Genomic DNA, 13343 nt, shown 5'->3' on the forward strand with positions numbered 1-13343 from the left:
CCCCGGTTGCGCGGTCGAAGCAAGCCGCGCAAGCTGCGCCCGCCGCGGGCCATCGTGCCACGGCCCCCGCCCGGAGGGGCGGCACCAAACGGCCGAAGCCGACCGACGCAGAACACGAACAGGGAGACGAAAGAATGCCGAAGAGAACGATCCTGGCCGCGACCACCGCGGCCCTGGCCCTCGGGGCGGGCAACGCCGTGCTCGCGGATGGCCACCTTGACGAGATCACCGTGGCCTATTTCCTCGAATGGCCGATGCCGATGCTGGCCGCCAAGGCGCGCGGCACCTATGACGAGGAGTTGGGCGTCACCGTCAACTGGGTCAGCTTCGAGACGGGCACCGCGATGTCCGCCGCGATGGCGTCGGGCGACGTGCAGATCGCGGTCAGCCAAGGGGTGCCGCCCTTCGTGGTCGCGGCATCGGCGGGCCAGAACATCCAGGTCGTGGACGTGGCCGTGTCGTATTCGGAAAACGACAACTGCGTCGTGCGGTCCGACCTGGGCATCACGCAGGAGAACGCCTCCGAGTTGGAAGGATCGAAGGTCGCGGTGCCGCTGGGGACGGCCGCGCATTACGGGTTCCTGCGCCAGATGGACCATTTCGGCATCGACCTGGCGTCGCTCGACGTGGTGGACATGGATCCCCCTTCGGGCGCCGCGGCCCTGGATCAGGGCGCGGTCGACTTCGCCTGCGGCTATGGTGGCGGTCTGACGTCGATGAAGGAGTCGGGCAACGTCCTGCTGACCGGCGCCGAGAAGGAGGAGCTGGGCATCCTGGTCTTCGACGTGACGTCGGCGCCCGCGGAGTTCGTGGCCGAGAACCCGGGCCTGATGGCGAACTTCCTGCGCGTCACCGCCGACGCCAACGCCGAGTGGGCCGATGGCCAGTCGGAGGAGATGCTGGAGCTGATCGCCGACGAATCGGGCCAGGACCTGGAGGCCGCGCGCGCCGCGATCAGCACGTTCACCTTCCCCACCGTCGAGGAACAGTTGTCCGAAGCCTGGCTGGGCGGGAACGCCGCGACCTTCATGAAGGGCGTGGCCGACGTGTTCGTGGAGGCCGGGTCCATTCCGCAGGCGCTGGGCACCTACGAGGACGCGATCAACGTCGAGCCGTTGGAGGATGCGCAGTCGATGTGATCGACTGCGTCGGACCGATCCGTCGGGGGCGGCCCGCCCCGCCCCCGGCCCCCGCAGACCGAGGCCGCCCGGCAGAGGCGCCCGAAAGGGACCAGACATGACCGGATTGAGGATCGAGAGCGTTTCGATGCGCTTCGACTTGCCGAACGGCAGCTACGTTCAGGCGCTGAAGGACGTATCGCTGGACCTGGCGAAGGGCGAGCTGATGTCGGTGCTTGGCCCGTCGGGTTGCGGCAAGACCACGCTTCTGAACATCGTGGCGGGCTTCCTGGCGCCGACGCAGGGGCGCGTCGTGCTGAACGGACACGACGTGAAGGGACCCGACGCCGAACGCGGCATGGTGTTCCAGCAGGGCGCCCTGTTCGAGTGGATGTCCGTGCGCGAGAACGTGGAGTTCGGGCCGCGTATGAAGGGCGTGCCCGCGGCCCAGCGGCGCGAGGGCGCCGACCGCCTGCTGCAGATCACGGGCCTGGGGGACTTCAAGGACAAGGCGATCTATGAATTGTCGGGCGGCATGCAGCAGCGCGTGGCGCTGGCCCGCTGCCTGGCCAACGACCCCGACGTCATCCTGATGGACGAGCCCCTGGGCGCGCTCGATGCGCTGACGCGCGAGAAGATGCAGGGGCTGGTGCTGAAGCTGTGGAAGGAGACGGGCAAGACCATCGTCCTGATCACCCACAGCGTCGAGGAGGCGCTGCTGCTGGGCGAACGCCTGCTGGTGATGGCGCCCCGACCGGGACGCATCCACAAGGAGTACCGTCTGCCCTTCGCCGAACTGGGGGTGAGCACCGACCTGCGGGAGGTCAAGACGCATCCCGACTTCGCCACCACGCGGGAGGAGATCCTGTCGATGATCTGGGAGATGGAGGAGGAGATCATGGGCCGGATGGAGGACGCATGACGTGACCGGGCTTCTGATTGTCGCCGTCTATGTCGCGCTGTTCGTGGCCTCGATGCTCGTGGTCGGCGCGCTGACCGCGCGGTCGCGGCGGAGGGACTTCACCTCGCTCAAGACCGTGACCTTCGGGGACGAAAGCGCGGTTCGCCCGAACCGGTGGGCGTCGGTGATCTCGGTGATCGTCCTGTTCCTCATCTGGGGGGCGTTCACCGGGTCGAAGCTGGTCCCGATCCACGTGCCCGGCCCGTTCGTGGGCGACACGACCTTCACCTACACCGCGCGGAACGCCGCCGGCGAAACGGACGACGCCACGGTCGTGGTACGCGTCCACGCCGTCGGTGCGGAGGTGGACGACCCCGCGATCGAGGAGGGGGACGGGTTCGCCAAGAACGACGCGACCCGGATCGGGGTCTATCGCTCCGAGTTGATGCGCCTGGGCCGCAACGACGAGGGCGGGCGCGAGGACGGCTATGCGGTCGTGGCCATCGACGGTCAGCCGATCGGTCCGAACGGGTCCGTGCGCACCGCGCACGGGACGATGACGATGAACGAACGGGGCGGCACCAACTTCGTCCCCGATCAGGGCCTGCAGATGCAGCCCCTGTACCTGCCGTCGCCCGAACGGGTGGTGGAGGCGCTGGTCGAGGTGGCGTCCGACGGGTACCGCAACTTCACCCTGGTCGAGCATCTCGGCTGGTCGCTGATCCGGGTGCTGGGCGGCTTCGCGCTGGGTGCGCTGGTCGGCATCCCCCTTGGCTATGCGATGGGGCTGTCCGACTGGTTCCGGGGCTGGTTCGACCCGATCGTGGAGTTCATGCGCCCGGTGCCGCCCCTGGCGCTGATCCCGCTGGTCATCATCTGGTTCGGCATCAACGAGACGGGCAAGATCGTGCTGCTGTTCCTGGCGGCCCTGTGGATCATGGCCATCGGGGCGCGGGCGGGCGTGTCCGGCGTCAACATCACCAAGGTGCATGCCGCCTATTCGTTGGGGGCGTCGAAGTGGCAGATCCTGCGCCACGTCATCATCCCCAACAGCCTGCCCGAGATCTTTACCGCCGCGCGGGTGGCGATGGGCGTGTGCTGGGGCACGGTCGTCGCCGCCGAGCTGGTCGCGGCGAACGTGGGCGCGGGCATGATGATCACCACGGCGTCGAAGTTCCAGCAGACCTATGTGGTGGTGATGGGGATCATCCTGATCGGCGTGATCGGCTTCGCCATCGACATCCTGATGCGCAAGGCGGAGGCTGTGCTGGTGCCGTGGAAGGGTCGGAGCTGAGCGCGCGTGCTTTCGCCCGCCGCGCGCGGACGCTAGACGGCCCGCCATGACCACCACGTTGATCCTGGGCCGGATCCTTGCCCCGCGCGCGGGCGCCTATCCCCGCGAGGCGGCGGATGCCTTCGACTATCACGAGCGCGGCGCGGTCGCGGTGGCGGACGGGCGCATCCTGGCCGTGGGGGACGCCGATGCCCTCGGGCGGGATCACCCCGGGGCGGACCGGCGGGACCACGGCGGGCATCTGATCCTGCCGGGTTTCGTGGACGCGCATCTGCACTATCCCCAGACGGGTATGATCGCGTCCTGGGGCAAGCGGCTGATCGACTGGCTGAACGACTATACCTTCCCGGAGGAGGCGCGCCTGGCGGATCCTGTCGTCGCGCGGGCGGCGGCGGACACGACGCTGGACCTGCATCTGGCGAACGGGACGACGTCCTCCTGCAGCTTCTGCACGATCCACGCCCACAGCGCCAACGCCTGGTTCGAGGCGGCGGCGGCGCGCGGCATGGCGGTGTGGGGCGGACGGACCTGCATGGACCGCAACGCGCCCGACATGCTGCGCGACGACCCCCGCAGCGCCCACGACGAGAGCGCGGCGCTGATCGCGCGCTGGCACGGGACCGGGCGCGCGACCTATGCGATAACGCCGCGGTTCTCGCCGACGTCGTCGCCCGCGCAGTTGGAGGCGTTGGGCGCCCTGTGGAAGGCCAACCCCACCTGCGCGATGCAGACCCATCTGTCCGAGCAGACGGACGAGGTGGAATGGGTCGCGGAACTGTTCCCCGATTCGCGCGACTACCTCGACACCTACGAGCGGGTCGGCCTGATCGGTCCGGGCGCCCTGTTCGGCCATTCGATCCACCTGACCGCGCGGGAGCGGGACCGCTTGGCCGAGAGCGGATCGGGGGTGGTGCATTGCCCGACCTCGAACACGTTCATTGGCTCGGGGCTGTTCGACATGGGGCTGGCCCGACGGATGCCGGTCGCGTTGGGTAGCGACACGGGGGGCGGGTCGAGCTTCTCGATGCTGCGGACGATGGCCGCCGCCTACGAGATCGGGCAGTTGCGCGGCCACGCGCTGCACCCCTCGCATCTGCTGTGGCTGGCCACGGCGGGGGGCGGCACGGCGCTGCGGGCGGCGGACCGGGTGGGTACGCTGGACCCCGGGTCCGACGCGGACCTGGTAATCCTGGACCTAGCCTCGACCCCCGCCATCGCGCAACGGTCCGCGCGTGCGGACGATCTCTGGGAGGCCGTGTTCCCGACGATCATGATGGGGGACGACCGGGCCGTGGCGGCGGTCTATGTCGGGGGCGAGCCGGTGCGTCACGATCCACGCGTCTGACCCGAACCCGTCATCCCGCGGCCTTCAACTCCGTCTCGACTACGGCGCCGCTTTCCAGCGTGCGGTGCACCGGGCATCGGTCCGCGATCTCGAGCAGACGGGTCCGCTGCGCAGGCTCGAGGTCGCCATCGAGCGTGATGACGCGCCGGAACCGGTCGATCCGTTCCTGACCCTGGCTCGGGGCGTCCTGTGCGTGCATTCGGTCATGGGTGACGTCTACGGACACGTGGGACAGGGGCCAGGCCTTCCTGCGCGCATACATCCGCAGGGTCATCGACGTGCAGGCCCCCAGCGATGCCGCCAGAAGCTGATAGGGCGTCAGGCCGGTATCGGTCCCGCCATAGGCGCGCGGCTCGTCGGCCTTCAGGTGGTGATGCCCGCCCGCGGTGACGTCCTGCGCGAACCCGGCCGGATCTGCTTCCGCCACGCGGGTCACCCCTTCGGGCGCGCCGATGGGCGGCGCGGGCTGGGGCATGTCGAGGTACCGCGTGGCCCAGGCCCCGATGACGTCCGCGGCGTATTCGGCATCCGTCCCGCGCGTCACCAGGTGGTCCGCGTCGTCCAGGGTGACGAACGACTTGGGATGCCGGGCGGTCAGGAAGATGTTCGTCGCGTTGTCCAGCCCCACGATCTCGTCCCGCGGGGCGTGCAGGACCAGGAGCGCGCATTCCAGCCCGCGGATCGCGTCCTCCAGCCGCGTGCCGGTCACGTCCTCCACGAAGCCCCGGCCGATGCGGATGCGGCGACCGCCCAGGACGACCTCCGCCGCGCCGTCGCGTTCGATGCCGCCCAGCGCGCCTTCGAAGTTGTGGGTGACGTGGCCGGGCTGGAAGGGCGCGCCGATCGTGGCCACCGCCCTGATGCCGGGTATCGCAGCGCGGGCCCGTAGGACGGCCGCGCCCCCGAGCGAATGGCCGATCAGCAGCGAGGGGGCGGTGCCGCGCTCCGCGAGGTGGCGGGCGGCGGCCGCGAGGTCGGCGACGTTCGTGGCGAAGGTCGTGTTCTCGAACTCACCCCCCGAATGCCCCAGCCCCGTGAAATCGAAGCGCAGGACCGCGATGCCGTCGGCGGCCAGGCGGGAGGCGATGCGGCGCGCGGCGGGGATGTCCTTGCCGCAGGTGAAACAGTGGGCGAACAGCGCGGTGGCTCGGACCGGGCCGTCCGGTCGGTCCAGCCGCGCGGCCAGCATGGTCCCGTCATGGCCGGGGAATTCGAATCGTTCTGTCGGCATGATGGGGTCCGTGTCGTTGGCGCAGGTCCGGGGACGATGCGCCCCGCACGGTCGCCGGGCAAGCATCGCGGCGCGTTCGTCACGGGGTCGTGTCGCGTCGTGCGCGCGCTGCCTCAACCGTCGTTGGCGATGGCCTGTCCGATGTCGATGCGCCCGACGTTCCGGAAGATCTGCTGCAACAGCCCGAAGTCGCGGATCGACGTTTCCGTGACCCGGCGGGACAGGACAACGACCCTGCCGTCCCGCAGGCCGAATCGTTCGATGTTCTGCAGCGTGCCGCCCGGCGAGAAGGAAAGGGCCAGCACTTCGCGGTTGATGGGACGGGCCGCGCGGGGCCCGAACTGGGTCCGCTGCTCCCGGACGTAGTACCACGCATCGTCCTGCAGGATGCCCGCGGTCGAAGGGCGTCCGATCGCCGTCTCGACGCTGGCGGTGTCGTCGACGCCCACGGTCAAGGCGGCCAGATCCTCCGGCGGGGGGACGTATCCGTGGTTGCTGACGACCGAACCGCATCCCGCCAGGGTCAACGCCAGTGCGGCGATGCCGATGCCCTTGCCGATCATGGCGCGTCCCATCCGTCGTCCGTGCCCCCGTTGCACGGGGTCTTCCTTCGCCGTATGCCTTAACCGCCCGGTCCGTCCCAGTCCAGACCGCGCCAGATCCGTCCGTGGCCCGAAGGCGACCCCGCGATGAAGCCCATCCTGTCCCACCCGATGCGTTTGTCCGATCTGCCGCGGCGCAAGCCGGTCGCGTTCCGCCTGATCCCCGACGAGGGGGGGCTGGAATCCCTGTCCGATCGCCTGGGCGTCGACGCGCTGCGCAAGGTCCGGTTCGAAGGGGCGATACATCCGCAGGGCAAGTCGGACTGGGTGCTGAAGGCGACGCTGGGCGCCACGGTCGTACAGCCGTGCCGTGTGACGACAGATCCCGTCGTGACCCGCATCGACGAGGAGGTCGCGCGGACCTATGCCGCGGACTACGTCGAGCCTGCCGGCGACGATGTCGAGATGCCGGAAGACGACGGGCTGGAACCCTTGCCGGCCACGCTCGATGTAGGAGCCGTGCTGGAGGAGGCGCTCGCGCTGGCGATCCCCGCCTTTCCGCGCGCCCCGGCCGCGGACGAGATCGACGTCGCTGCCGTGCCGCCCGGGGCGGACCCCATCGACGACGACACGGTCAAGCCCTTCGCCGGGTTGGCCGCCCTGCGCGACCGGATGAAGGGCGGGGACGACTGATTCCGGGGCCTTGCCCGGCGCGGCGATCCCGGTTAGGGGCGCACCCCGATCGCACAACGCTATGGACCGTGGGCGCACCACGCTTTAGGGCGGTGCGGACTCCGCCACATTCCGGGCTTTTCGCCCGGGCCGACAGATTGACGAAGGACAAACGACGATGGCCGTCCCTCAGAACAAGATCACGAAATCGCGCCGCAACATGCGCCGGGCGCACGACTTCCTGGTGCCCGGCAATCCGCAGGAATGCCCCAATTGCGGTGAACTGAAGCGGCCGCACCACGTGTGCGGCGCCTGCGGCCACTATGCCGACCGCGAGGTCTTGGCCGCCGACACGATCGACCTGGACGACGACGCGGCCTGATCGGTCCGGCCGCGAGGCATGGGGGGCGTCACGGCCATGGGCGAGGACGCAACCGAAGGTGATGCGAAGGCCGGTGGAGGCGTGCTGTCCGTCGATGCAATGGGCGGCGACAACGGGCCGGAAGCGGTCGTCGCGGGGCTGGAACGTGCCCTGCGACAGACACCTGCGATGCGGTTCCTCGTACACGGCGACAAGAGCCGCCTGGACGCCCTGATCGCCAAGCGTTCCGATCTGGCCGGCCGGTGCGAGATCCGTCAGGCCGGGGGCGTCGTCGCCATGTCCGACAAGCCGAGCCAGGTCATCCGGACGGGCAAGGACACGTCGATGTGGTCCGCCATCGAGGCCGTACGCGACCGGGAAGCCCAGGTCTGCGTGTCCTGCGGCAACACGGGCGCCCTGATGGCCATGTCCATGCTGCGCCTGCGCAAGCTGCCCGGCGTCAATCGCCCGGCCATCGCGATCCTGTGGCCGTCGCGCAACCCGGCCGGCTTCAACGTGATGCTGGACGTGGGTGCGGACGTGAAGGCCGACCCCGACGACCTGCTGCAATACGCGCTCATGGGCATGTCGTACGCCCGGAACGGCCTCGGGATCGCGCGGCCGCGGGTCGGCCTGTTGAACGTCGGGACGGAGGAGAACAAGGGCCGCCCGGAACTGAAGGCGGCCAACGATCTGATCGATGGCTTGGCCGGGGCGCAGGGGTTCGACTATGTCGGGTTCGTCGAGGGTGGGGACATACCGGGCGACCGGGTGGACGTGATCGTTACGGACGGGTTCACGGGGAACGTCGCCCTCAAGACGGGCGAGGGGACGGCCAAGTTCGTGCGCGATATGCTGGCCGAAGCGTTCCGTGCCACCATCCTGTCGAAGTTCGCAGCCCTTCTGGCGATGGCCTCGTTGAAGCGGCTGTCCAAGCGAATCGATCCTCGCCGGGTCAACGGCGGCGTGTTCCTCGGCCTCAACGGCACGGTCGTGAAGTCGCATGGCAGCGCCGACGAGACTGGGATCGCGGCGGCGTTGCAGCTGGCCTGGGACCTGTCGGCCTCGGGCTTCAGCGACCGGCTGCGCGCGCGCGTGGCGGCCGCCACCTCGCCGAGCGGGGACGCGGACGCGGAGGGCGGCGCATGATCCGGGCGGCGATCGCGGGCGTCGGCCATTACCTCCCGGAACGGGTGGTCGAGAACGACTGGTTCGCATCCTTCCTGGATACGTCCGACGAATGGATCCGATCGCGCAGCGGGATCGAACGTCGGCATTTCGCGGCGGACGGTCAGGTGACGTCGGACCTGGCGTTGGAGGCCGCACGCGGGGCGCTGACCGATGCGGGCATGGCGCCGGACGATCTGGATGCCGTGGTGGTCGCGACGTCCACCCCGGATCTGACGTTTCCCGCCACCGCCACGATCCTGCAGCAGAAGCTGGGGATGACGCGGGGCTTCGCCTATGACGTTCAGGCCGTGTGCGCTGGGTTCGTCTATGCGCTGTCGAACGCCCATGCGCTGATCGTGTCGGGGCAGGCCTCGACCGTCCTCGTGGTGGGCGCGGAGACGTTCAGCCGCATCCTGAACTGGGAGGACCGCGCGACGGCCGTCCTGTTCGGCGACGGCGCGGGGGCCGTGGTGCTGCGAGCCGTGGAAGGGCAGGGCACGCCGGCGGATGTCGGCATCCTCGCCGTCGACCTGCATTCGGACGGACGGCATCGCGACATCCTGCAGGTGTCGGGCGGCGTGTCTTCGACGGGCACGGCAGGGCACCTGACCATGGCCGGCAAGGAGGTGTTCCGCCACGCGGTGGAGAAGCTCGCGCGCTGCACGGAGGACGTGATCGCCAAGGCGGGCGTGACCATGGACGCCATCGACAGGGTCGTGCCGCATCAGGCGAACGTCCGCATCATCGCCAAAACGGCGGCGAAGCTGGGTCTTCCGATGGAGAAGGTCGTCGTGACCGTCCAGGACCACGGCAACACGTCGGCGGCGTCGATCCCGCTGGCGATGTCCGTCGCCGCGAAACGGGGCGATCTGAAGCCCGGGGACCTGATCGTGACCGAGGCCATCGGCGGGGGCCTCGCCTGGGGCGCGGTCGTGCTGCGATGGGGCCATGGGCGATAGGCCAGGCCTGCGTTGACGTATCAACCAGTGGTTGAAAAAACTCTTGTCCTGTCCCCGCGTTATTCTAACTCACGATGCTTGACTTACCGCCACCCGGATCCCCAGTTGAACCTACAGACAAACGTTTCACCTTCAACTGGGATAGTCTCCATGACCGGTAAGACACTGACCCGAATGGACCTGAGCGAGGCCGTCTTCCGCGAGGTCGGACTCAGCCGCAACGATAGCGCGGGGCTCGTCGCGTCCGTGCTCAACCATATCTCCGACGCGCTAGTGGATGGCGAGCAGGTCAAGATCAGCTCGTTCGGCACGTTCAGCACGCGGGACAAGTCGGCCCGCATCGGCCGCAATCCGAAGACGGGGGAGGAGGCGCCGATCCCGCCCCGTCGCGTCCTGACGTTCCGGCCGAGCCACCTGCTGAAGGATCGCGTCGCAGCCGGGAACAAGGCCTGACACCTTGCCGCGGGGAGGCGACAAGGCAGACGGCGCGTTCCGGACGATCCGCGAGGTCGCGGATTGGCTCGGCGTGCCCACGCACGTCCTGCGGTTCTGGGAATCGAAGTTCGACCACGTCGCCCCCGTGAAGGGGTCCGGGGGGCGGCGGTACTATCGCCCCGACGATATGCGTATGCTGGGCGGCATCAAGGTCCTGCTGCACGATCAGGGTCAGACGATCCGTGCGGTCATCCAGAAGATGGAGGACGAGGGCCCGCTGAGCGTCATGGCCCTGTCGCCCGCGCTGGACGCCGTCGACGCGGTGGAGGCCAAGCCGCGCAAGCCGCGCAAGGTCATCCGGCCGGGATCGGATGGTCCGGGGGAAGGCGACGCCGTGGTCGAGGTGCCGACCGGTCCGGACGACCCCGCCGCGGTGCCGGACGCGGCCCCGAGCGACCCGGTGTCCGACCCCCAGCCAGATTCCGTTCCAGTCGACGCCGTGTCGATCACGGGCTTCCAGTCCAAGCGCCGGCAACCCGTGCCCGATCCGGACCTCGCGGACGCGCAACCGGTCGAGACGGGGTTCCCCGGGGTCGCGTCGAACGACGGGGGCGGCCAGGATCCGATCCTGGCGGACCAACCCGTCCAGCCCGACGACGTGGACGACGGGTCGGGACTGGGGTTCGGCGGGGACGATCCGCCGCCTCCGACGCCGCTCGACCGAGACGATCCCTCGCCGGGCGACCCGTCCCCCGCCGTGGCGGCCTTGCGCTTGGTTCGCGATGGAGGGCGTCCCACGGACAAGCGCCGGTTGCGCCGACTGACCCGGCGATTGCGCGGCCTCATCGACGAGATCGAGGAGGATCTCGCGTCCTGACCGCGCGCCCGGAGGCGAATGCCCGCTTGCGCCCCGGGGCGACATCGCTATGAAGCCGCTCAGTCGGGCTATGGCGCAGCCTGGTAGCGCGTCCGTCTGGGGGACGGAAGGTCGCAGGTTCGAGTCCTGCTAGCCCGACCATGACCACGCCCTGCCCCGATGGGGTGGGGCGTTTTCGCATATGGGGGGATCATGGGCGTTCTGTCCGACGACCAGATCAGGGCCGCCATCGGCGACGGCACGATGGCGTGTCCGGATCCCGCCCCCGGCCAGGTGCAGCCCGCATCGCTGGACCTGCGCCTGGGGGACGTCGCGCACCGCATGCGGGCGTCCTTCCTTCCGGGACGGGAGGCGCGGGTCGCGGACCGACTTGCGCAGTTCGAGATGCACGCCATGCCGCTGACCGGTGGCGCCGTCCTCGAACGTGGATGCGTCTATCTCGTGCCCCTGGTGGAATCGGTCGCGCTGCCCGACGACACCGCCGCGGTCGCCAACGCGAAGTCTTCGACCGGCCGATTGGACCTGCTCACCCGCTTGGTGACGGATGGTGGCAAGGAGTTCGATCGCGTGGCGGCTGGCTATCGGGGCCCGCTCTACGCGGAGATATGTCCCAGGTCGTTCAGCGTCCTCGTGCGTCCGGGCATGCGGCTGAACCAGTTGCGGCTGCGGCGGGGGCGGGCGGCGCTGGACGATGCCGCCTTGCAGGCGCTGCACGCCCGAACGCCCCTGGTGGATGGAGCACCCACGATCGATGGCGGGCTGGCCTTCTCCGTCGATCTGTCGCCCGGACCGGGGGATCTGGTGGGGTGGCGGGCCAAGCCCCATGCGGGTGTGGTCGACCTGGACAGAATCGGCGCCTACGACCCCCATGACTTCTGGGAACCCATCCGAACGCGGGAGCGGCGGGTCGTGCTGGACCCGGGCGCCTTCTACATCCTCGTCAGCCGGGAGGCGGTGACGATCCCGCCAGACCATGCCGCCGAGATGGCCCCCTACCTCGCGATGGTGGGGGAGTTCCGGGTGCACTACGCCGGATTCTTCGATCCGGGCTTCGGGTTGGAGGCACCCGCCCGCGGCGTGCTGGAGGTCCGTTGCCACGAGGCCCCCTTCGTCCTGGAACACGGACAGGTCGTCGGACGCCTCGTCTACGAGGCGATGGAGCAGGTGCCGAGCGCCGTGTACGGTCGGGACATCGCGTCGAACTATCACGGGCAGGGCTTGAAGCTCGCGAAGCAGTTTGCGGCGCCGTGATCGGCCCGGGTCCGACACGGCCCACCTTCAATCGTCCGGTTCGAACGCCAGCGCCACCCCGTTGATGCAGTAACGCAGGCCCGTGGGTTGCGGACCGTCCGGGAACACGTGCCCCAGATGCCCGTCGCAGCGATTGCAGTGCACTTCCGTCCGCGTCATGAACCAGGACTTGTCCACGCTTTCACCCACGGCTTCGCCATCGGTCCCGTCGACGGGCTGATAGAAGCTCGGCCAGCCCGTGCCGCTGTCGAACTTGGCGGCCTGATCGAAGACCGGCTGCCCGCATCCCGCACAGACATAGGTGCCGGGTTCCTTCGGGAAATCCTCGTGCGTGCCGGCCCGTTCGGTTCCGTGCTTGCGCAGGACCTTGAACGCCTCCGGCGGCAACTGCGCGCGCCACTCGTCCTCCGACTTGACGACCTTCTCCATTCTCTGCCCTCTCCTCGATGGCCCGGTGTGGCCCGGCACAGGTAGGGGGGGCACCATGGGGCGGCAAGGCATCGGGACGGACCGTCGGATCGGACGGTGGCGCGTGCGCATCCGGTCCGATGGACCGGACCTGGGGGGGGCGATGGCGTTCCGGGCGGCGGCGTTCCGGGGCGGTGCGGACGACCGCGATCGATTCGACGCGGACGCCGCCCACCTGACCGTGGAAGGAATGGGGACGGTCGCCTATGCCCGGCTGCTGGATCCGCGGCGGGCCAGCTATGCCGGCCTGACCTATGATCTGCGCCCCGTCCTCGCCCGATACGCCGCCCCGTGGGAGATCGGGCGCGTCGCCCTGCAGGCCGGCTTCGGGCCCGACGTCGCGCGCATGGTCCTGTCGGTCGTCGTGGATGCGGCACGCGAGGGTGGTGCGGATCTTCTGATGGGGTGTACGTCGATGCCGTTGCAGGGGGCGCCCCGGCTGGGCGCGCTGCGCCGGCACGTGGGACCCTGGAGCCCGGGCCGGCGATCCGGGGCGGAGACGGTGCCGCTCGGCCCCGCAGGGACGCGCCGGGATTTGTCGGACCTCCTGCGGCTGTACCTGTCGCTCGGGGCCGTCGTGTCGGATCACGCAATCGTCGATCGCGACCTGGGGACCGTCCACGTATGCACCATGCTGCCGCTGGCCGACATCCCCACGCGCCGATTGTCCGCCCTCGCGTCCCCGGTTGCGGTCGGCTGACGGGGCGGATACGCGGCGG

At 69.5% G+C, this 13343-nt stretch carries 15 protein-coding genes and 1 tRNA gene; 13 read left to right on the top strand and 3 right to left on the bottom strand.

The features are described from left to right. Nucleotides 1–134 precede the first annotated feature (134 nt). From P0084_RS00325 to guaD, 4 genes are all read left to right on the top strand, one after another. Nucleotides 135–1139, top strand: coding sequence for a taurine ABC transporter substrate-binding protein (locus P0084_RS00325; RefSeq protein WP_308914807.1), 1005 nt, complete (start codon nt 135–137; stop codon nt 1137–1139). Nucleotides 1140–1236: 97 nt separating this feature from the next. Further along, nucleotides 1237–2040, top strand: a complete 804-nt coding sequence (locus P0084_RS00330) for a taurine ABC transporter ATP-binding protein (protein WP_308914808.1) — start codon at nt 1237–1239, stop codon at nt 2038–2040. A gap of 52 nt (nt 2041–2092) precedes the next feature. Then, nucleotides 2093–3313: an ABC transporter permease subunit gene (locus P0084_RS00335; protein WP_308915052.1), complete on the top strand. Its 1221-nt coding sequence runs from the start codon at nt 2093–2095 to the stop codon at nt 3311–3313. A 46-nt stretch (nt 3314–3359) separates the two neighbouring features. Further along, entirely contained in the window at nt 3360–4658 is a 1299-nt protein-coding gene (guaD, locus tag P0084_RS00340; protein WP_308914809.1) for a guanine deaminase, read from the top strand. A 10-nt stretch (nt 4659–4668) separates the two neighbouring features. Here the strand turns inward: guaD and P0084_RS00345 are convergent, their stop codons facing one another. Both P0084_RS00345 and P0084_RS00350 read right to left on the bottom strand, forming a co-directional pair. Beyond that, nucleotides 4669–5889 (bottom strand): bifunctional alpha/beta hydrolase/OsmC family protein, encoded by a 1221-nt coding sequence (locus P0084_RS00345; RefSeq protein ID WP_308914810.1) that lies wholly within the window; start codon nt 5887–5889, stop codon nt 4669–4671. 113 nt (nt 5890–6002) lie between these two features. Then, nucleotides 6003–6452 carry an outer membrane protein assembly factor BamE gene (locus P0084_RS00350; protein ID WP_308914811.1) on the bottom strand — a complete coding sequence of 150 codons (450 nt, stop codon included), beginning with the start codon at nt 6450–6452 and terminating at the stop codon, nt 6003–6005. A gap of 126 nt (nt 6453–6578) precedes the next feature. Here P0084_RS00350 and P0084_RS00355 point away from each other — a divergent pair, with 126 nt between their 5' ends. From P0084_RS00355 to P0084_RS00390, 8 genes are all read left to right on the top strand, one after another. Further along, entirely contained in the window at nt 6579–7124 is a 546-nt protein-coding gene (locus P0084_RS00355) for a YceD family protein (RefSeq protein ID WP_308914812.1), read from the top strand. A 157-nt stretch (nt 7125–7281) separates the two neighbouring features. Beyond that, nucleotides 7282–7485 carry a 50S ribosomal protein L32 gene (rpmF, locus tag P0084_RS00360; RefSeq protein WP_308914813.1) on the top strand — a complete coding sequence of 68 codons (204 nt, stop codon included), beginning with the start codon at nt 7282–7284 and terminating at the stop codon, nt 7483–7485. A 36-nt stretch (nt 7486–7521) separates the two neighbouring features. Continuing rightward, on the top strand, nt 7522–8613 hold the full coding sequence (gene plsX / locus P0084_RS00365) for a phosphate acyltransferase PlsX (protein ID WP_308915053.1): 1092 nt from the start codon (nt 7522–7524) through the stop codon (nt 8611–8613). Then, nucleotides 8610–9593, top strand: a complete 984-nt coding sequence (locus P0084_RS00370) for a beta-ketoacyl-ACP synthase III (protein WP_308914814.1) — start codon at nt 8610–8612, stop codon at nt 9591–9593. Before plsX ends, P0084_RS00370 begins: the two co-directional genes overlap by 4 nt. A gap of 150 nt (nt 9594–9743) precedes the next feature. Further along, nucleotides 9744–10046, top strand: coding sequence for an integration host factor subunit alpha (gene ihfA / locus P0084_RS00375; RefSeq protein ID WP_308914815.1), 303 nt, complete (start codon nt 9744–9746; stop codon nt 10044–10046). 73 nt (nt 10047–10119) lie between these two features. After that, a complete protein-coding gene (locus P0084_RS00380) occupies nt 10120–10905 on the top strand; it encodes a MerR family transcriptional regulator (RefSeq protein WP_374213571.1) in 786 nt (261 codons plus the stop codon). 64 nt (nt 10906–10969) lie between these two features. Further along, nucleotides 10970–11046 (top strand) — tRNA-Pro (locus tag P0084_RS00385). A 48-nt stretch (nt 11047–11094) separates the two neighbouring features. Then, on the top strand, nt 11095–12156 hold the full coding sequence (locus P0084_RS00390; protein WP_308915054.1) for a 2'-deoxycytidine 5'-triphosphate deaminase: 1062 nt from the start codon (nt 11095–11097) through the stop codon (nt 12154–12156). Between the two features lie 27 nt (nt 12157–12183). Here the strand turns inward: P0084_RS00390 and msrB are convergent, their stop codons facing one another. Further along, nucleotides 12184–12585, bottom strand: coding sequence for a peptide-methionine (R)-S-oxide reductase MsrB (gene msrB / locus P0084_RS00395; RefSeq protein WP_308914817.1), 402 nt, complete (start codon nt 12583–12585; stop codon nt 12184–12186). Nucleotides 12586–12688: 103 nt separating this feature from the next. Between msrB and P0084_RS00400 the strand changes: the two genes are divergently transcribed. After that, entirely contained in the window at nt 12689–13324 is a 636-nt protein-coding gene (locus tag P0084_RS00400) for a hypothetical protein (protein WP_308914818.1), read from the top strand. Nucleotides 13325–13343 lie beyond the last annotated feature (19 nt).

This window comes from Jannaschia maritima, from assembly GCF_030973515.1.
GTDB classification, from domain to species: Bacteria; Pseudomonadota; Alphaproteobacteria; order Rhodobacterales; family Rhodobacteraceae; genus Jannaschia; species Jannaschia maritima.

What these genes read in the sequence shown, in the direction of transcription:
- P0084_RS00325 (WP_308914807.1), top strand. Translation starts at nt 135, where the DNA reads ATGCCGAAGAGAACGATCCTGGCCGCGACCACCGCGGCCCTGGCCCTC.
- P0084_RS00330 (WP_308914808.1), top strand. Translation starts at nt 1,237, where the DNA reads ATGACCGGATTGAGGATCGAGAGCGTTTCGATGCGCTTCGACTTGCCG.
- P0084_RS00335 (WP_308915052.1), top strand. Translation starts at nt 2,093, where the DNA reads ATGCTCGTGGTCGGCGCGCTGACCGCGCGGTCGCGGCGGAGGGACTTC.
- guaD (WP_308914809.1), top strand. Translation starts at nt 3,360, where the DNA reads ATGACCACCACGTTGATCCTGGGCCGGATCCTTGCCCCGCGCGCGGGC.
- P0084_RS00345 (WP_308914810.1), bottom strand. Translation starts at nt 5,889, where the DNA reads ATGCCGACAGAACGATTCGAATTCCCCGGCCATGACGGGACCATGCTG.
- P0084_RS00350 (WP_308914811.1), bottom strand. Translation starts at nt 6,452, where the DNA reads ATGATCGGCAAGGGCATCGGCATCGCCGCACTGGCGTTGACCCTGGCG.
- P0084_RS00355 (WP_308914812.1), top strand. Translation starts at nt 6,579, where the DNA reads ATGAAGCCCATCCTGTCCCACCCGATGCGTTTGTCCGATCTGCCGCGG.
- rpmF (WP_308914813.1), top strand. Translation starts at nt 7,282, where the DNA reads ATGGCCGTCCCTCAGAACAAGATCACGAAATCGCGCCGCAACATGCGC.
- plsX (WP_308915053.1), top strand. Translation starts at nt 7,522, where the DNA reads ATGGGCGAGGACGCAACCGAAGGTGATGCGAAGGCCGGTGGAGGCGTG.
- P0084_RS00370 (WP_308914814.1), top strand. Translation starts at nt 8,610, where the DNA reads ATGATCCGGGCGGCGATCGCGGGCGTCGGCCATTACCTCCCGGAACGG.
- ihfA (WP_308914815.1), top strand. Translation starts at nt 9,744, where the DNA reads ATGACCGGTAAGACACTGACCCGAATGGACCTGAGCGAGGCCGTCTTC.
- msrB (WP_308914817.1), bottom strand. Translation starts at nt 12,585, where the DNA reads ATGGAGAAGGTCGTCAAGTCGGAGGACGAGTGGCGCGCGCAGTTGCCG.